The sequence below is a fragment of the Pedobacter sp. Leaf250 genome, from assembly GCF_920984735.1.
Taxonomy (GTDB): domain Bacteria; phylum Bacteroidota; class Bacteroidia; order Sphingobacteriales; family Sphingobacteriaceae; genus Pedobacter.
In genome coordinates this window covers 26,160-44,629 of sequence record NZ_CAKLBU010000025.1, presented here as the reverse complement: position 1 = coordinate 44,629, position 18,470 = coordinate 26,160, and the positions used below count along the sequence as shown (strand labels likewise).

Genomic DNA, 18,470 nt, shown 5'->3' with positions numbered 1-18,470 from the left:
GTGATGCTGGGAATCGTGTTATGTGGTGGTCAAAGTATTCGCATGGGCACCGATAAAGGTTTGTTAAATCATCATGGAAAACCTTGGGCAGAAATAGCAAGTGATAAACTAAAGGAATTAGGGCGAGAAGTGAAATTTTCCATTAATCCCCACCAAAAGGAAAAATATATCAACTATTTTGATGAAGCCCATTTGATTATTGATCATCCATCTCTTGACATAAAAGGACCCTTGCTTGGCGTTTTATCTGCACATCTCGAAAACCCAAAAGCTGATTTGTTTCTTCTTGCCTGTGATTTATTATTAATGGAAATTCGTGTTTTAAAGAAAGTGATCGAGGTTAGCACAACTCATAAATCTTCTGAAGCGATTATTTTTAAGAAAAAAGATCAGCCAGAACCCTTATGTGGCATCTATACAGCTGCGGCTTTAACGAAAATAATGCTGTGGTTGCAGCGAGGCGAATTACACAAACACAGTATGAAATTTGTGCTATCAAAACTAGAGGTTTTAGCCATAGAAATTGAGCAAGAAGATTATCGTTGTTTTGATAACTTCAATTCACACGCAGAAGTTAGTGGCTTATAATATTTGTAAAGCAGTGGTTAATTTTTGAGAAATTACTTTTTTCTCCCTCACAAATCATACAACAATAATCTTCCGGCAGGTTTACAAATGGTATTTTGCTTATAAATTAGCTGGCCTGGGATCTACACCTGCTGCAATTATTCAACATGCAACTTTGCCACATCAAAAACAAGGTACATGTGAAATTAAGGATATTCAGGAGATGGCTTTAAGGGAAGGATTGGCTTATCCTGCCATAATTGTTATCGGCGATGTGGTAAAGGCAAGGGAAATAGTTTCAGCACAACAATATTTTAAGCAGGCGGTAGCCGTTTAGTCATCCATAATTATTTCAGATAATAGTGTCTAATCTTCTGAAGATTATCATCAAGTTCATAAACTAACGGAACTCCTGTAGGAATTTCCAATGCGGTAACCTCTTCATTTGTGAGGTTATCAATATATTTGATTAAGGCCCTTAAACTATTTCCATGCGCTGAAATAATTACTTTTTCATTTCTGCTTATTGCTGGCACAACAGCTTCATTCCAATAGGGGAGCACCCTGCTAATGGTGTCACTTAGGTTTTCGGTTAAGGGCAGCTCTTCAGGAGTTAATGATTGATACCTTAAATCTTTTCCAGGATAACGATCATCATTTAGGGTAATAGCAGGTGGTTCTTCATCTGGATCTCTCCTCCACTTTTGAACCTGCTCAAATCCGTATTCTTTTGCTGTTTCTTCCTTATTCAATCCCTGTAAACTTCCATAAAAGCGTTCATTCAAATGCCAGCTTTTATATTCTGGAATCCATAAATGATCAAGATCTTCTAAAATAATATGAAGTGTTTTAATTGCTCTTTTTAAAAGCGAGGTAAAGGCGATATCAAAATTGTAATCGTGTTTTTTTAAGATTTCACCAGCTTTTTTAGCTTCTAGGTAACCGTTTTCAGATAAATCTACATCTGTCCATCCGGTAAATCTATTTTCCAGATTCCAAACACTTTCGCCGTGGCGGATTAAAACGAGTTTTTTCATGTATGGATGTATTTTAGAATAATTGATGTCAACATTATCAATTTTTGGCAAATCACAAAATAAGGTCTAAGAAATTATCCTTAAACCTTATCCTGTAAAAAAGAGATGGCCACGTCGTTGTGCTCTTCGCAATGAAGACAGAGATTCTATTTAAATTCTCTGAAATCTTGCCCGTCTTTAATGTTTAATAAGCTTTCATAAATCAAGCTGATTACATTATCCACATCTTCTTGGTGTACCATTTCTACGGTAGTATGCATGTAACGTAGTGGCAACGAAATTAATGCCGAAGGAACACCACCGTTTGAGTATGCAAAAGCATCAGTATCAGTTCCCGTTGAGCGAGATGATGCCTGGCGTTGAAATGGAATTTCGTTTTTCTCTGCCGTTTTAATCAACAACTTATTCAAATTGGTTTGAACTGCCGGAGCATAAGAAACCACTGGTCCTTTTCCTGCAGATAAATCGCCTTGGGTATTTTTATTGATCATTGGCGTGGTGGTATCATGTGTTACATCTGTAACAATTGCCACATTAGGTTTAATGCGTTGGGCAATCATTTCAGCACCACGTAAGCCAATTTCTTCCTGTACAGAGTTTACAATGTATAAACCAAATGGAAGTTTTTTCTTATTTTCTTTCAATAAACGGGCAACTTCAGCAATCATAAAACCACCCACACGGTTATCCAGGGCACGACCAACATAATAACGATCGTTCAATACCATAAATTCATCTTCATAAGTGATTACGCAACCCACATGGATGCCCAATTTTTCAACCTCTTCTTTTGAAGTACAACCACAATCGAGGAAAATATTTTTCAATTCTGGTGCCTGCTCTTTCTCTCCGTGACGAGTGTGGATAGCTGGCCAGCCGAAAACAGCTTTTACCAATCCTTTTTCGGTATGGATATTTACACGTTTTGATGGTGCAATTTGATGATCGGATCCACCATTGCGAATAACATAAATTAAGCCATCGCTGGTGATGTAATTTACGTACCAAGAAATTTCATCAGCATGTGCTTCAATTACAACTTTATATGGTGCTTTTGGGTTAATTACACCAACAGCGGTACCATAATTATCTACAAAATGTTCATCGATATATGGCTTTAAATAATTTAACCATAACTTCTGACCTTCCCATTCGTAACCTGTAGGAGCAGGGTTATTGATATATTCCTCTAAAAACTGTAGCGATTTTTTAGTTACAACTGTTACGTGTTTTTTCTTTTCCTGCGCTTTAGGCAGGCTAGCGTCTTCTTTTTTCTTAGCCATATTTTTATTTAAGATTTTAGATATACGATTTTAAATTTGCATGTGGCAGACCCTTTCGTTTATCTTGTTTCATTCAACCATATTTTTATTTAAGATTTTAGATGTACGATTTTAGATTTGCATGTAGCAAACCAGTCATCAACAACATTTATTACAATTTAGGTATGCGAGTTGCCCATCAATCGTAATTCGTCAATCTAAAATTGTAAATCCCTTTCCATTACCACAAAATCATATCCATCTTTAAAAAAGGTTTTTTCAGTTTCGTGAAACCCAAATTTATAATAAAATTCTTTAGCATTTACCCTTGCATTACACCAGAGCTTGGTTGCCTTCTGAATTTTACAAAAATCTAAGATATAATTCATCAATTGAGAACCATAACCCGATTTTTGTGCTTCATTTAAAACGGCAAGTTTCCTAAATTGATAAACATCGCCTTCATGAAACAGAGAAACCACACCGGTTAATTTATGGTCGGCATAGAGCCCAAAATGTAAACCATCAAAATCATCAGGCAATTTGACACTATCAAATGGCATTTCAGGATACATCACTTCATGGCGAATGCGCCAGGTGAGTGAAGGGAATATTTGTTCAATTTGTACTAATAACATAATTATAGTAAATAGCTGAAGCCAATTCTGCCTAATATAGAAAATCGGCTGCGATAGAAGTCTGTTTGAAAAGATGGCCCGAGCGCCAATTCAATGTTTTTGTTTTTTAATGTGTTCTTTTGAAAACCCCAAACAGGAGAAATAGAATGTATGTAATTTGTTGTATAACGCTCGTTTATCAGAATGGGTGCAATTAAATTATATTCTACGCCGAAATAGCTTGCACGATTGTTTTTCGTGGTTTTTTTTATATTTTCCTTTTCTGATAAATTAAAATAGTTTCTGAAACCTAAACCGAGTATTGGAGCAAAATTAATAGAATAATCTATTCCAATGACATCACTTGAATTTCTTGGTTGCTCAGGATAGAATGGTGCAACTGCTTCTATTGCAGCACTAAAATATAAGCTAGATTGCTTTGATATTTTCTGTTCACGTTCAATTCCTACCCCTAAAAAATACAGTTTAAACTTATTTAATGATTGAACAGTGAAAGTTTGATTAGGCATTTCCTGAGCTTTTGTGCAGCATGAAATACCGATTAACATAAATAAGATGAGCGGTGTAGCGAATTTAGATTTCATAAATAATTTAAAGGTGAACTGAAGATTTTTTGTTTCCGTAAAATAAATAAATTAAAATGTTAATGATAATAATCGCCGTCATGCCGTAGCAAAACATTTCCCAGCCGCCGTGCCCCCATAGCCACAAACCCAATGCTGAGCCACAACTGGCACCAATGAAGCTAACTGACATAAAAATCGTATTTAAGCGATTTCTCGCTTCTGGAATTAAAGTATAAATCCGGGTTTGATTGGTTACATGTATGGCCTGTTGACCAATATCAATAAGTACAATTCCGATTACAAAGAGATATAAATGGTTTCCTGTGAAATAAAATAATGCTACACTAATAAGCTGCAGGATAAAACCAATCATCAAATTTTTGCGGGGATTGTTGCCATCGCTTAACTTTCCTACAAGCGGAGCTGCTAAAGCACCAGCAGCACCGGCAATTCCAAATAAACCGATCTGTAAGGTTTGAAAATTAAAAGGAGGGTTGGCTAAAAACAGCACCATGGTAGTCCAAAAAGCACTGATAATAGCGAAAGCCAAAAAATTAATGATTGAAGTTTCTCTTAATGCAGGCTGTGTTTTGATGTAGCCAAACATGGAGCCCATTAACTGTTTATAACTTCCCTTAAATGCTGGGAAACTTTGCGGAAAACGTTTTGCCATTAAGGCAATAAGCAGCAAACAAATGCCTGCGGCTATATAATATACTGCTCTCCAGCCCAGCCAAAAACCGATGCTACCACTTACTGCCCTCGAGGCTAAAATACCCACTAACAAACCACTCATAATCATACCGATGTTGGCGCCCCGATTTTCATCGGTACTCAAATTAGCTGCTAAGGGAAGTATTAATTGGGGAACGATGGAACAAATTCCAATGAGTAATGAAGCTATTTCCAATAAGAAAAATGAATGAGAAACCGCCGCGGTTAGCAGGGCTAAAATTGCCAATCCGGTAATTATCAAAATCTGTTTTTTACGCTCAAACATATCGCCCAAAGGCACAAGCGAAAACAAGCCAAGCGCATAACCTATCTGGGTAATGTAAGTAATTCGTCCTGCGTAAGTTTCGGTTAAGTTAAATTCCTTCGCTATTAATATAACCAATGGCTGGCAATAGTAAATATTGGCAACAATAAGACCTGTGCAAAAGGCCATGAGGAGGATGTCTATTCTTTTTAACATGAGATGATATGTAAGATGTAAATATGTAAGAGGGATGATGGAGATATGGCTCTACAAATACCACCTTTACAAATGTATTTAAGATGTAAATATGTAAGATGGATAATGGAGATTAGGCGTGAGCTTTCGAAATTTCTATCATTCATTTTCCCTCTTACCTCATCCCCCTCCCATTGTATGTAAGATGTAAATATGTAAGATGGATAATTGGATTAGGTGTGAGCTTTCGAAATTTCTATCATCCATTTTCCCTCTTACCTCATCCATCTTCCATCATCACAAGGGTATATTGCCATGTTTTTTTCGGGGATTATTAACCACTTTATTTTCCAGCATCTTAAATGCTTTTATCAATTTTGTTCTGGTTTGAGAAGGTTCAATCACTTCATCGATAAAACCTCGTTCTGCGGCACGATAGGGGTTTGCAAAAATATCTGAATACAGTTTTTCTTTTTCCAGCCATTTTTCTTCTGCGTGTTCTGCTGATGTAATTTCCTTTTTAAAAATTATTTCTGCTGCTCCTTTTGCACCCATTACGGCAATTTCTGCACTAGGCCAGGCATAGTTCATATCTGCGCCAATGTGTTTGCTGTTCATTACATCATAAGCACCACCATAAGCTTTTCTGGTGATTACTGTAATGCGTGGAACAGTTGCTTCGCTAAAAGCATATAGCAACTTTGCCCCATTCGTTATAATGCCGTTCCATTCTTGATCAGTTCCTGGCAAAAAGCCTGGAACATCTTCAAAAACCAATAATGGGATATTAAAGCAATCGCAAAAACGTACGAAACGAGCGGCTTTGGTAGATGAATTACTATCTAAAACGCCAGCCAAGTAAGCAGGCTGATTGGCAACAATACCTATGCTTCGTCCAGCTAAACGGGCAAAACCAACAACAATATTCTCTGCGAAATCTTTATGAACTTCTAAAAAACTCTCTGCGTCAGCAACTTCAGTTATAATTTCACGAATATCGTAGGGTTGTGAAGCATTTTGAGGCATGAATGTATTGAGTGATAACCTACTTTCATCGCCAATTTCGTAAGCCAATTGTGAAGGTATTTCCTCACAATTTTGAGGCATGTAGCTTAATAATTTTTTGACATGATTGATCGCCTCAATTTCATTGGCGCAGGCAAAATGCGTAACACCAGATTTGGTAGCATGTGTTGTTGCCCCACCCAATTCTTCTGATGTTACCTCTTCATGCGTAACAGTTTTAACCACATTTGGTCCCGTAACAAACATGTAAGATGTATTTTCAACCATTAAAATGAAATCGGTAATGGCCGGAGAATAAACTGCACCACCTGCACATGGGCCCATTATAGCCGAAAGTTGAGGTATTAACCCCGAAGCCTGAACATTTTTGTAAAAAATATCGGCATATCCACCTAATGAAACCACACCTTCCTGAATCCGGGCGCCGCCACTATCATTTAAACCAATTAAAGGAGCACCATTTTTCATGGCCATATCCATCAATTTACAGATTTTTTCGGCATGGGTTTCTGATAATGATCCACCAAAAACAGTAAAATCCTGCGAGAACACATATGTTAAGCGGCCATTGATTGTACCATAGCCGGTTACCACGCCATCGCCCAGATATTTTTCACGTTCCATACCAAAATCGGTACTGCGGTGGGTTACAAACATGCCTATTTCTTCGAAACTTCCTTCATCCATTAAAAAATGAATACGCTCACGAGCGGTAAGTTTTCCTTTTTTATGTTGACTGTCAATTCTTGCTTGCCCACCACCAAGGTTAGCCTGTTGAATTTTATGCTGAAGTGTTGCTATTTTTTTATCCATTGCAAAGGTATGAGGATTTAAAATTAAAAATTACTAGCGGTAATGCAAGGTAACTTATTAAGTTTCGAATAGCCCAAAATTAATAGGCGAATGAGCTAATGTGATTGTTTTAACTCCTGATTGATTTTATTTTATTGTTCATTTTTAAATTTCAGCTACTTCCTGCTATTGCACAAGTAAATCTCATCAATTTTAAGTAAAATCAATATGAGTAAAATTGATGCTATAAATCATGCTCATGGTAGCACTACATTTTTTTTACAACTTAAAGTATTGAAAAACCAATTATCCGTTTATTTTTGTAAGATCACATTAGAATAAGATTAGAAAATCTAAAATGATTTTAAGGAAGTACAAATATTTCATTGTTGCAGCATTTATGCTCATCTTCTCTGCGAAGATGATAATTTCTGGCGCACCAGTATTTTGTACAAGTATTGATAAGGAAATCATGAATGCGGTAATCATGCAAATTGAGTTAGAGCATGATGGCGGTAAAGATCCAGCTAAAGACTCTGCGAAATTTTCAGATTTTAAACTTCTTGAACTTAATCATCCGATCTTTTCTTATGAGTTTTCTTCAAGTCACATCATTTTGAAGAGCAGTTTTATTGAGCATTTCAAACGATATGTAGATCCCTATCTCCCTACAGTTCCAACACCGCCACCAAATTTTATCTAGTTCTCCCCTTTGGGATAAGTTAAAATTCGTTATGTGCCATGGCTTGTATAGCTGTGCGGTTACAGTTTTAACTTCTTCCACGATTTTATTCGTTAAAATTTACTAGATAATTATATCGTTATGCAAAAGTTTAACCCGGCCTTTTCAGGATCGGACGTGAAAAAATATTTTCTTGCAAAGAATTTAAAGAAAGACCTTCCCTCAAGTATTGTTGTTTTTTTAGTGGCTTTGCCGCTCTGTTTGGGTATTGCACTGGCTTCGGGCGCAGAGTTATTCGCTGGTTTAATTACAGGTATTATTGGAGGTATTGTTGTCGCTTCCTGTAGCGGTTCGCAACTTAGCGTAAGCGGTCCGGCAGCTGGATTAACAGTGATCGTATTAGGAGCAATTACCTCATTGGGGAGTTATCCAACTTTTTTACTTGCAGTGGTACTGGCAGGTGTTTTTCAAATCATTTTAGGTTTGGTTAAAGCTGGAACCATTGGTAATTATTTTCCATCAAGCGTAATTGAGGGGATGCTGGCTGCCATTGGTTTAATCTTAATTTTGAAACAACTTCCACATGCTTTGGGTGTTGATAGCGATTTTAGTGGCGATGAGGGTTTCTTTCAGCAGGATCATGAAAACACATTTTCTGCTATCACAGCAGCGCTTGGTCATTTCAGTTTAGCGGCAGTAGTCATTAGCTTATTATCAATTTTAATTTTATTGTTTTGGCCAAAAGTTAGGCAATTGGCAATTGTGCCAGCTCCATTAATCGTTGTAGCTATTGGTGTAGTTGGAACCATACTTTTTGCCAGTACTGATTATGCTCTAAGGGCAGATCAAATGGTTAAAATACCTGTAGTTGGTGGTTTTAGTGAGTTTATGGGCCTGTTTACCACGCCCGATTTTTCGCAGCTGACAAATAAAAATGTTTACATTGTTGCTTTAACTATTGCAGTTGTGGCGAGTTTAGAAACTTTGTTAAGTATTGAAGCGATAGATAAAATCGATCCAATTAAGCGGGTATCGCCAACTAACAGAGAATTGCTTGCGCAAGGCATCGGAAATGTGGCGAGCGGTATGATTGGCGGTTTACCGATGACTTCTGTAATTGTCCGCAGTTCGGCTAATGTCAATGCAGGAGCGAGAACCAAAATGTCGGCGATTTTTCATGGTGTTTGGCTACTGCTCTCATTACTATTTATTCCGCAAATCATCAACATGATTCCACTTTCCTGTTTAGCGGCTATTTTATTGGTTACGGGTTATCGGTTAACAAGGATCGGATTATTTAAACACATGTACCACAAAGGTTGGGATCAGTTTGTACCTTTTGTAGTAACCATTGTGGCTGTGTTGTTTACCGATTTGTTAAAAGGTGTTGCTATAGGGATGCTGGTATCGATTTTCTACCTGTTGCGTACCAACATGCGTAATCCATACTTCTACAGAATTACTAATGATGGAGATAAAAAGAACATTAGAATTAAACTGGCAGAAGAAGTTTCATTCTTAAATAAAGCGGCAATTCAAGTTGTTTTAACAAATATTCCTCGCGAAACAAACGTAATTATTGATGGTTCAAATGCCCGGTATATCGATCCAGATGTTTTGGAAACAATTTTTAATTACAAACATAATGCTTATACAAAAGGCATAATTGTTACCCTCGAGAATGTACAAAAACATTATACGGTTCCAAAATTAACAAATAAGATTCTGGAGGATATCAACAAATAAAAAAATGAAGCCCTGGATGATGCCAAGGCTTTATTTTTCTTCTGTATTTGGCATGTTTCCAGCTTCTCCTTTGTTGCCTTTTTCGGCATCTTCTCTAGCTTCTTCCGAACCAAAATCACCTCTTCCAAAATTTCTGCCAAGGTTACCCGCATCAGATTTTACTTTGTTTTTCTCGTTGTTTTCATCGCTATGATGGCGGGGAACCAAGCCATCGGGCATATTGGTTTTATCTGCTGAATTATCAGCGTTCTTATCTTTTAAATTCTCGTTATCTTGATTTTCCATGATGTTTTTTTTATATAGAACAGCTGGAAATGGCGATAGTTTTAGAGGATTTGGAAATGAGCGGTTTTGTTATTGCAAGTGCTTACCAAATCCTTTAAAAAAGAAAAACCTCCGATTGCTCAGAGGTTTTTGATATTTAGTCATCGGATGAATATAAACATCACGCAGATATTCATCCGATGACTAGTTTCGTATATTCACGAATCGATTAATCTTCAGCCAAAAACGGGTAACGATAATCAGTTGGCGATTCGAAAACTTCTTTGATGGTACGTGGAGAAACCCAACGTAATAAATTAATCATCGAACCAGCTTTATCGTTTGTACCCGAACCCCTGGCGCCACCAAATGGTTGCTGACCAACAACGGCTCCGGTACATTTATCGTTAATGTAAAAGTTACCAGCTGAGTTGCGTAAAGCATGACTTGCTTTGTCAATCGCATAACGGTCTTGAGCAATTAAAGCGCCCGTTAAAGCGTATGGTGAAGTGGTGTCGATTACTTCTAAAATCGAATCGAAATCCTTATCGGCATACACATAAACGGTTAAAACCGGACCAAATAACTCTTCGCACATGGTGGTATATTTCGGATCGTCAACAACCAAAACAGTTGGCTCAATAAAATAACCTTTGCTCTTATCATAATTACCTCCAGCAATAATTTCTACTCCTTTATCGCTTTTAGACTGGTCGATATATTTAGCTAATTTATCGAAAGAACGTTCATCGATAACGGCATTAATGAAATTGCTAAAATCTTCGGTTCCACCCATTTTAAATGAAGCAATATCGCGTAACATTTGCTTTTTAATTTCAGGCCAAAGGCTCTCTGCGATGTAAACACGACTTGCAGCCGAACATTTTTGTCCCTGATATTCGAAAGCACCACGAACAATTGCGGTACTTGCAATATCAGTTTGTGCCGATGGATGAACCAAAATAAAATCTTTACCGCCAGTTTCACCAACGATACGAGGATATGATTTATACTTATGTATGTTTGTACCAATCGTCTTCCAAATTTCCTGGAAAACTTTTGTAGAACCGGTAAAGTGAATTCCGGCAAAATCTGGGTGGTTGAAAATAACATCGCCAGTTTCAGGGCCATCAGCATAAACTAAATTTACAACACCATCTGGCAAACCCGCCTCACGGAAAATTTCCATTAAAAGATTGGCGGCATAAACTTGTGTATCTGCAGGTTTCCAAACCACAACATTGCCCATCATTGCTGCCGATGCAGGTAAGTTAGCTGCAATTGCTGTAAAGTTAAAAGGCGTTAAAGCGAAAACAAAACCTTCTAAGGGGCGTTGCTCTACACGGTTCCAGCTGCCACGAGGCGAAACAGGAGGTTGTTGTTTGTAAATATCACTCATGTAACTCACGTTGAAACGCAAGAAATCGATCAGTTCGCAAGCGGCATCTATTTCTGCCTGGTATGCGTTTTTGCTTTGCCCCAACATAGTTGCAGCATTTAATTTATAACGATATTTGCCAGCAATTAAATCAGCTGCTTTTAAAAAGATGGCAGCCCTGTGTTCCCACGAAAGGTTTTCCCAATCTTCTTTTGCCGCCAAAGCCGCATCAATGGCTTGTTGAATATGTGTTTTATCGCCAATGCTGTATTGGGCTAAAACATGTTGATGATCGTGTGGTGGAACAACTTTACCTTTTTTAGTAGTATGTATCTGTTTTCCGCCGATATACATCGGGATATCTTGTTGGTGTGAGCGGGCTTCGGCAAGTGCTTCTTTTAAAAGAACGCGTTCTTTGCTGCCTGGACCGTAATTTAATATAGGTTCGTTTACCGGAGTGGGTACGTTAAAAAATCCTTTAAGCATATTTTATTTTTTATGATTTGAACAAAGATAAGGCTTTTTGAGGGATGCTATTCTATTCTTCTGTAAAGAAAATAGGGGACACTCTTAGCGAAGTAACCACAACATAATGTAGTTGTTATGGTTGAAATAATCTGTTCCTGATATTAAACAAAAACATATTAATACGCCAAAGCCAGATATTTTCCGTGATGGCTGATGCAACCTGGTTTGGTTTCCCTATAATTGGAAGGATGATTTGGGAGTTCGTAAATAGAAATCTTAATTTCATCGAGTTGATGAGGAGTAAAAGACGAAATGCTGTGTACATAAGCTGAATTGATACTGCTTTTGGTAAAGTACATCACCTCATCAATATTTACTATTCCTAACGTTAAATCTGTTTTTTGCAACATGCTACAAGCTAGCTTTTTAGGTGCATATTCTCGAATACCAGTTTTGCGGTTATGTATTTTGTAGGCGGCCTCCTTCATGCTCCACAATAGCCAAACCATCACATCAGGATCTTCTGCTGATGAGACTAACAGTTTTTCATTCGAATTAAAAATTTTGTCGAGATACCCTTTTCGTTGCCAGTTGCTTTGTATTTTGGCCAGGTTTAAATCTACAATATCATTGCCCACCATTGCCTCTTTTGCTTTCGATAACTTCTACTGTGGCTTTAACAGTTAGCATTTTTGCCATCGAATCATTGTCGATTTCGATGTTAAATTTTTCTTCGATGTCAAGTACAATATCAACCAGGTTGGCCGAATTTATTTTTAGATCGGTTAAAAAATCAGTGTCTTCATCAATACTTTCGAAAGCAGCGGTTTCTTCGCTGTAAGGTTTAATTATGGTTTTAAGTTCTGCAATAATTTCTTCTTTATTCATAATGGTATTTTTTAAGGATGATACATGCATTTACATCACCAAAACCAAAACTAGCCTTTGCCAGAAAGTTAAATGGTTTATAAATTAATCTCTGTGGAATGCGAGATTGATCGACCAGATCGGTTATGGCCGGATTTAAATCTTCGCAATTAATATTAGGAAAAATGAAACCCTCGCTCAGTTGTAAAACTGAAGCAACAGATTCGATACTTCCAGCTGCGCTGATGCAATGGCCCACTAAACCTTTTAATGAATTGATGTAAGGGAAATCGTCTTTTGATCTATTTAATGCAGCTTTCCAATTCTCAATTTCCAGGGCATCTTTAGTTGTTGCAGTAAGGTGTCCGTTAATAACCTCGATTTCATCGGCACGGATTCCGGCATTTTCTATCGCCTTTTTAATGCATCTTTGAACAGCGACAGGGTTTGGAGCGGTCATTGTACCTAAACCGCGTTGTCCGCCAGAATTTAAATCGCCTCCTAAAACCTCTGCATAAATTTTCGCCTTTCGCGATAGCGCACTTTCAAGCGATTCTAAAACCATTGCTCCGGCACCACTCCCGGGCACAAAACCACTTGCAGTGGCGCTCATTGGTCTGCTGCCTTTTTTAGGTTCGTGATTATGTTTAAATGTACACACTTTCATCGCATCAAATCCTCCCCAAATATAAGGACCGCTATCGCTCGTGCTCCCGGCAAGCATTCGTTTTGCCCTTCCGGATTTAATCCGATCATAAGCCAGCAAGATACTTTCCACTCCCGTGGCACAGGCAGCAGAATTGGTGCTCACCTGATTTCCAAGTCCTAATTTCCCTGCTATAAATGCACTAACTCCACTCGCCATAGTTTGTACCACAACGGAACTACCCAGTTTGCGTATTTCCATATCATCAATTTTATTGATGGCCCAGCGAAATTTATCTATTCCAGAGGTGCCAGTACCGAAAATAGTTCCACTTTCCCAATCTGGTTCTTCATTAGCACTTTTTTCTAAGCCTGCATCTTTCCATGCATCCAGGCCCGCAATTACACCATAAATTATGCCTGTACTATTGAGATTTCTTAATTCGAGTGGACTAAAATATTCAGCTACTTTCTCATCGCTAAGCTGCGGTTTTCCGGCAATCTGGCATGAAAAACCAAGTGTCTCTAAATCTGGCTGATGGGTAATGCCTGAAATACCGTTTTTAATGGAATGCGTAAATGTTGCTAAATCAATTCCATTTGGCGCACAAACACCCAAACCTGTAATTACAACCCTATTGCTGATCATATAAATTTGAGATTAACATACCTGAAATTATTCCTTTGCACAACATTTCGCCAATAGAATTTTCCATTGCAACACGGCAACTTAATTTGTTAAATCTAAAGTATATTTTTTCGCTTTTTACCCATACTTTTTCTCCAGGATAAACAGGTTTTAGAAAATCTACTGAATTTGAACTCATGGCAAAAGTGGTTTCATTTATTTTGGGATTATCTTTTAATAAGAAAATGCCCAGGCAAACCAATCCGATTTGAGCCATGGTTTCCGTTAAAATTACACCTGGGGTTATTGGCATATTTTCAAAATGACTGCTGTAAAATGCCAGATCCTGATGAAAAGTAAAAGTGCCTAAAACGCCATTTTCGTCAATTTTTAATATTTCATCAACGAATTTAAAACCTTTGCCATATGGCAGTTTGCCGATTATTTCCAATGAATTCATATTACCATTGCAAAAGAATTCTTTGAGCAGAGAAGCCAGGGCCGAAGCTAAGCATAAGTCCTTTTTCACCGGGCGAAGGTTCTTTATCGAGATAACGCTCTAACACATATAAAACTGTAGCACTGCTCATATTTCCATAAAGCCTTAACACTTCCTTTGTCTCATCGATGTTTTTGCCGAGTTTACCAAAAAGTTCTTCCACAACCTGGATAATTTTTTTTCCTCCAGGATGAAAAATCAGGTGATCGATATCTTTGATTTCGAGATTGTTTTTAGCCAGAAAAGGATGAATAATTTGTGGAAAATGCGTGGCTATGGTTTCCGGAACATCAACATCTAAAACCATTTTCAGGCCCTCATTAGTGAGTTTAAAACCCATCATTTCTTCTGCATCATAAAAGTGATACATTTCTTCTGCAACAATTTCTGGCCCATTATCTGTTGCGTCGGAACTAAGTAAAACACACGCCGCACCATCGCCAAAAATGGCAGCGCTTACAATATTCGCCATCGAAAAATCATTCAATAGAAAAGTAGAGGTCGGTGATTCTACAGCAATCACTGCAGCCCGTTTACCAGGATTTGCCTGTAAGAAATTTTTGGCGTAAATCATTCCTGAAACGCCTGCAGCACAACCCATCTCGGTAACTGGCAAGCGAATAATGTCTTTGCGCAGTTTTAGTTTATTAATAATGTAAGCATCTAGTGATGGAATCATGATGCCTGTACAGCTCACTGTAATAATATAATCCAGGTCTTCGGGTTGCCATTCTGCTTTTTCGAGGGCTGTTTTTAAACATTGGCTTCCAAGTTTTATACCTTCTCTTGAATAAATATCATTTCTTTCCTCAAAACTTAAATCGCTAAATACCTCTTCTGGCGACATAAAAGAGTAACGTTTATCAACGGCAGCGCCTTCAAATATTTTTTTAACTTTTCTAACAAAACGTTCATCCTGATTTTTAAGCCAACCATCTAGAAAAGGAATAATTTCTGCTGTTTCTCTCCAAAATTCTGGTAAGGCCTTCGCCACTGCTTTTACAACTACGCTCATAATGTTTTAATTATCCACTGGTATCGAAAGGCCCACTTCCATTTTATCGAGCTATTATTAAAATTTAATTTCTTCGAAAATTTTTCTAAATCTTCCCTTTTAAAGCCACGAAGTATGGAGACTAAACCATCTTCTTTTGACATGTAATTTAGTCGAAACACAAAACACAATGCCTTAAAAAGCCGATATGCCAGTGCACTTCTTTCTAAATCATTAATCACAATCCCTATTTTGGCTGAAGATTTAAAGCGCTCCAACAAAGCAACAATTTCTTCATCTTTGAAATGATGAAGCGTTAAGGTACAAATGAAAATATCACAAGATTCATCATTAGCCGAATGGTCAAAAATATCTCTGCACTTGTAACTGATGTTGGAATATTTACCAGATAAATGTTTTGCGTGATCGATCGTAAACAGATTCGCATCCACTCCAGTTAAACTGAAATTCAAATTATTTGTTTGTGCATAATCAGCTAAAGTTCTAAGCATATCTCCATTACCACAACCTATATCTGTAATACGCACTATTTGAGTTTTTGGTTTGCCTTTCAATAATGTTTTTACTCCGTCAAGAGTAACTTTATTCCCTCCAAGCAGTTTGTTTATGCTTGCAATTTTGTCTAATGCATCACGCAATACTTCGCCTTTCATATCAAAGTCATCCATCAGCTCTGGCGAATTGCTTCTAAATCTGGTATCTATCGGCATTAATTTTTCATTTTAATGGGTTGTCCGTGGGTATGTTTAATTATCTTTCTCAATACAAATGGCATTGCTGTTATTGAATTAATGGCTAACCGTTCGTAAGTTTTATGTTGTAGGATCATGCTTAATATTCTCCCCAGTTTTAACCTGCTTCCAAAAAGTTTTTGCCAGTTTGCAGTGTATTCGTTTTCCAAAGAATTTCTTGAGGTCTTATTTTCAGTTCGTTTCTGTATCAGTTCGCTTACTATTTTTGCGCTATGAATAGCCATTGCCATACCGTTTCCGCATAAAGGGTGAATCAAGCCAGCGGTATCGCCGATCATTAATACATGATTAAATACCGGTTCTTTTTTATGGAAAGAAATTTGGCTTATGGTTAAAGGCGCATCAAAAACCATTTCAGCTTCCTGAAGAATATTTTTCAAATTCTTGTTTTGATAAAGCACGTTTTCCTGATAGGCTTGGATATCCTTATGTTTTTTAAAGCTCTCATAATTTGCTAAATAACATACATTCAAAACATCATTTTCTACTTTGGAAATGCCACAGTATCCACCAGAGTAATTGTTCAGACTTACCAGATTATTCGGAAAATTTGATTTGTAATGTGCTTTTATGGCCAGATATGGAGACTTTTGATTTATAAAGTTGCGCTCTAATTTTACATCAATAGCGGAGCGTTTACCATAAGCACCCAAAACGTAACGAGCTTCGAAGCTTGTCCCAGATGTAGTTTCAACCACAAATTGATCTTCAACATAAACTACACGATCTACTTTTTGATGTATGATGTTCACTCCACGATTTATAGCCAGGTTATATAAGTAATAATCAATACTATACCGGCTTAAACCAAAACCGCCAAGGGGTAAAACTGCATTTACATATTTGCCAGAGGCTGAAGTGAATTGCAAATTTGTGATTTGCGTTGGTGCTAAATTTTTAAGATCTATGCCGAGCCAAGTAAAGTAGGGAAGCACTTCATTTGAAATATATTCACCGCAAACTTTATGGTGGGGATAGCTTGATTTTTCCAATAATACAACCTCAAAGCCTAACTTATTGAGGTGAAGTGCCGCAGTTAAGCCTGCTAATCCACCACCAATAATTAAGATTTCTGTTTGAAACTGCATAAGGGATTACAGATATGCAATGTAACAATTATATCAATCCCTTTGTTCAAAATTTATTACAGTGTTGAGTTATTGAAATTACCGGTCACTTCTCTCCTCCATTTTCAAATCCGTATCAAACGGGCTCTTGGTAAAAGGATAAATTGACTGTTTAACAAAACCTTTCGGATACTCGGCTTCATGTACACCCATACCTGCAGGCCATTCTTTGCCCGGTAAATAATAGGTGCCGAACATCATATCAATAAAAGGAAATATCGATGCGAAATTATGTCCGTAATATTTCGGGTCTTCGCAATGATGCCAATGATGGTATTGAGGTGTAGTGAAAATATACTTAAGCGGACCGAAATTTATTCTCGTGTTGGCATGGATGAGAACAGCATGGATGGCAATAAAAATAATGTACACATTAAATACTGTAGATGAAAAACCTAAAATATACAAAGGAATAAAAGTCATTGCCCGGGTAAAAAAGATATCAATAAAGTGGGTTCTGCTTCCTGCTAACCAATCCATATTTTGGGTAGAGTGGTGGATGGAATGAAAACGCCATAACGAAACTCGTGTATGGAAAAAACGATGTGCCCAATACTGGAATAAATCTGTTGTAAAAAATGCCAAGAACAGCGCCACGATAAAGGGTAAGCCCTGAATCCACTTGTGTAATTTATCTAATCCCATCCAACCGAAGAAAAGCACAGCAGGTTTTTGTGTTACAATTCCAAAAAACTGGATAAATAAATGGCTGATTACGAAGTAAGTTAAATCGGTTCGCCATTCTTCATGAAATTTGGTTTGTTCGTTATTTTTAGGGAAAAACAATTCAAGTGGAACAAAAATGGCGACCATTAATAATAGATCCAGAATCATCCAATCCAGGCCAAAATGCCAGCTCGATTTGGCTACATCTCTACCTTCTACACTCAAAGCACCTAAAATTACCGCCAATGCAGCCAAGGCAAAACCTGGCCATCCCCACTTTAACTTTCTACTTAAAATAACACTTAATGCTGCAAAAAAGAATGAGGTAATTACACCACCGAGCATTAGTGCTTCCATACTATCTTTAGTATAAATTTTACGAAATTCTGGTGTTGTAAGCTTTTCTGGATAATGGAAACATAAAATTCCTAGTAAGGCCAAAACGGCTAAGAAGATAGAAATATAACCACTTATTTGGCCCTGGCCTACTATTAAACGTTTATTTGGAGACATTGAATTGAGTTTGTTAATTAGCAATTATACTGAATTTTAAGTATTTGTATTGAAATGAAGCAAAAATTTTAGTTTGATAAAAAATTGATAACGCTACCATTTCAATAATATTCTTACAAACCTTTTATGCTTACTTGGGTTGCTTTAATAGTCATTGC

At 37.3% G+C, this 18,470-nt stretch carries 20 protein-coding genes; 4 read left to right on the top strand and 16 right to left on the bottom strand.

What is annotated here, in order from left to right:
• Positions 1 to 3 precede the first annotated feature (3 nt).
• Together LUA91_RS18290 and LUA91_RS18285 are read left to right on the top strand one after the other, a co-directional pair.
• Positions 4 to 588, top strand: coding sequence for a molybdenum cofactor guanylyltransferase (locus LUA91_RS18290; protein ID WP_231427553.1), 585 nt, complete (start codon positions 4 to 6; stop codon positions 586 to 588).
• Positions 589 to 742: 154 nt separating this feature from the next.
• On the top strand, positions 743 to 904 hold the full coding sequence (locus LUA91_RS18285; RefSeq protein WP_231427552.1) for a hypothetical protein: 162 nt from the start codon (positions 743 to 745) through the stop codon (positions 902 to 904).
• Positions 905 to 914: 10 nt separating this feature from the next.
• Here the strand turns inward: LUA91_RS18285 and gpmA are convergent, their stop codons facing one another.
• From gpmA to LUA91_RS18255, 6 genes are all read right to left on the bottom strand, one after another.
• On the bottom strand, positions 915 to 1,604 hold the full coding sequence (gpmA, locus tag LUA91_RS18280) for a 2,3-diphosphoglycerate-dependent phosphoglycerate mutase (RefSeq protein WP_231427551.1): 690 nt from the start codon (positions 1,602 to 1,604) through the stop codon (positions 915 to 917).
• Between the two features lie 146 nt (positions 1,605 to 1,750).
• Positions 1,751 to 2,887 carry a M42 family metallopeptidase gene (locus LUA91_RS18275; protein WP_231427550.1) on the bottom strand — a complete coding sequence of 379 codons (1,137 nt, stop codon included), beginning with the start codon at positions 2,885 to 2,887 and terminating at the stop codon, positions 1,751 to 1,753.
• Positions 2,888 to 3,084: 197 nt separating this feature from the next.
• Positions 3,085 to 3,504, bottom strand: coding sequence for a GNAT family N-acetyltransferase (locus LUA91_RS18270; protein ID WP_231427549.1), 420 nt, complete (start codon positions 3,502 to 3,504; stop codon positions 3,085 to 3,087).
• Between the two features lie 2 nt (positions 3,505 to 3,506).
• Complete coding sequence (locus LUA91_RS18265; protein WP_231427548.1) at positions 3,507 to 4,088, bottom strand: hypothetical protein; 582 nt, start codon at positions 4,086 to 4,088, stop codon at positions 3,507 to 3,509.
• A gap of 7 nt (positions 4,089 to 4,095) precedes the next feature.
• Positions 4,096 to 5,265, bottom strand: a complete 1,170-nt coding sequence (locus tag LUA91_RS18260) for an MFS transporter (RefSeq protein ID WP_231427547.1) — start codon at positions 5,263 to 5,265, stop codon at positions 4,096 to 4,098.
• Positions 5,266 to 5,541: 276 nt separating this feature from the next.
• Positions 5,542 to 7,083 carry an acyl-CoA carboxylase subunit beta gene (locus LUA91_RS18255; RefSeq protein ID WP_231427546.1) on the bottom strand — a complete coding sequence of 514 codons (1,542 nt, stop codon included), beginning with the start codon at positions 7,081 to 7,083 and terminating at the stop codon, positions 5,542 to 5,544.
• Between the two features lie 337 nt (positions 7,084 to 7,420).
• On the opposite strand from LUA91_RS18255, the gene LUA91_RS18250 reads away from it, so the two are divergent.
• Both LUA91_RS18250 and LUA91_RS18245 read left to right on the top strand, forming a co-directional pair.
• Positions 7,421 to 7,765, top strand: coding sequence for a hypothetical protein (locus LUA91_RS18250; protein WP_231427545.1), 345 nt, complete (start codon positions 7,421 to 7,423; stop codon positions 7,763 to 7,765).
• A 120-nt stretch (positions 7,766 to 7,885) separates the two neighbouring features.
• A complete protein-coding gene (locus LUA91_RS18245; RefSeq protein WP_231427544.1) occupies positions 7,886 to 9,490 on the top strand; it encodes a SulP family inorganic anion transporter in 1,605 nt (534 codons plus the stop codon).
• A 30-nt stretch (positions 9,491 to 9,520) separates the two neighbouring features.
• On the opposite strand, the gene LUA91_RS18240 is transcribed toward LUA91_RS18245, so the two are convergent.
• From LUA91_RS18240 to LUA91_RS18195, 10 genes are all read right to left on the bottom strand, one after another.
• Positions 9,521 to 9,775: a hypothetical protein gene (locus LUA91_RS18240; RefSeq protein ID WP_231427543.1), complete on the bottom strand. Its 255-nt coding sequence runs from the start codon at positions 9,773 to 9,775 to the stop codon at positions 9,521 to 9,523.
• Between the two features lie 208 nt (positions 9,776 to 9,983).
• Positions 9,984 to 11,618: an L-glutamate gamma-semialdehyde dehydrogenase gene (gene pruA / locus LUA91_RS18235; RefSeq protein ID WP_231427542.1), complete on the bottom strand. Its 1,635-nt coding sequence runs from the start codon at positions 11,616 to 11,618 to the stop codon at positions 9,984 to 9,986.
• Positions 11,619 to 11,776: 158 nt separating this feature from the next.
• Entirely contained in the window at positions 11,777 to 12,241 is a 465-nt protein-coding gene (locus tag LUA91_RS18230; RefSeq protein ID WP_231427541.1) for a 4'-phosphopantetheinyl transferase superfamily protein, read from the bottom strand.
• Positions 12,228 to 12,488 carry an acyl carrier protein gene (locus LUA91_RS18225; protein WP_231427540.1) on the bottom strand — a complete coding sequence of 87 codons (261 nt, stop codon included), beginning with the start codon at positions 12,486 to 12,488 and terminating at the stop codon, positions 12,228 to 12,230. Before LUA91_RS18225 ends, LUA91_RS18230 begins: the two co-directional genes overlap by 14 nt.
• A complete protein-coding gene (locus LUA91_RS18220; RefSeq protein ID WP_231427539.1) occupies positions 12,481 to 13,761 on the bottom strand; it encodes a beta-ketoacyl synthase in 1,281 nt (426 codons plus the stop codon). Before LUA91_RS18220 ends, LUA91_RS18225 begins: the two co-directional genes overlap by 8 nt.
• Positions 13,748 to 14,200 carry a 3-hydroxyacyl-ACP dehydratase FabZ family protein gene (locus LUA91_RS18215; protein WP_231427538.1) on the bottom strand — a complete coding sequence of 151 codons (453 nt, stop codon included), beginning with the start codon at positions 14,198 to 14,200 and terminating at the stop codon, positions 13,748 to 13,750. Before LUA91_RS18215 ends, LUA91_RS18220 begins: the two co-directional genes overlap by 14 nt.
• 1 nt (position 14,201) lies before the next feature.
• Complete coding sequence (locus LUA91_RS18210) at positions 14,202 to 15,254, bottom strand: type III polyketide synthase (RefSeq protein ID WP_231427537.1); 1,053 nt, start codon at positions 15,252 to 15,254, stop codon at positions 14,202 to 14,204.
• Positions 15,251 to 15,964 carry a methyltransferase domain-containing protein gene (locus LUA91_RS18205; protein WP_231427536.1) on the bottom strand — a complete coding sequence of 238 codons (714 nt, stop codon included), beginning with the start codon at positions 15,962 to 15,964 and terminating at the stop codon, positions 15,251 to 15,253. The genes LUA91_RS18210 and LUA91_RS18205 overlap by 4 nt, the downstream gene beginning before the upstream one ends.
• A complete protein-coding gene (locus LUA91_RS18200) occupies positions 15,964 to 17,094 on the bottom strand; it encodes an NAD(P)/FAD-dependent oxidoreductase (protein ID WP_231427535.1) in 1,131 nt (376 codons plus the stop codon). The genes LUA91_RS18205 and LUA91_RS18200 overlap by 1 nt, the downstream gene beginning before the upstream one ends.
• A 78-nt stretch (positions 17,095 to 17,172) precedes the next feature.
• Positions 17,173 to 18,312, bottom strand: coding sequence for a sterol desaturase family protein (locus LUA91_RS18195; RefSeq protein WP_231427534.1), 1,140 nt, complete (start codon positions 18,310 to 18,312; stop codon positions 17,173 to 17,175).
• Between the last annotated feature and the right edge of the window lie 158 nt (positions 18,313 to 18,470).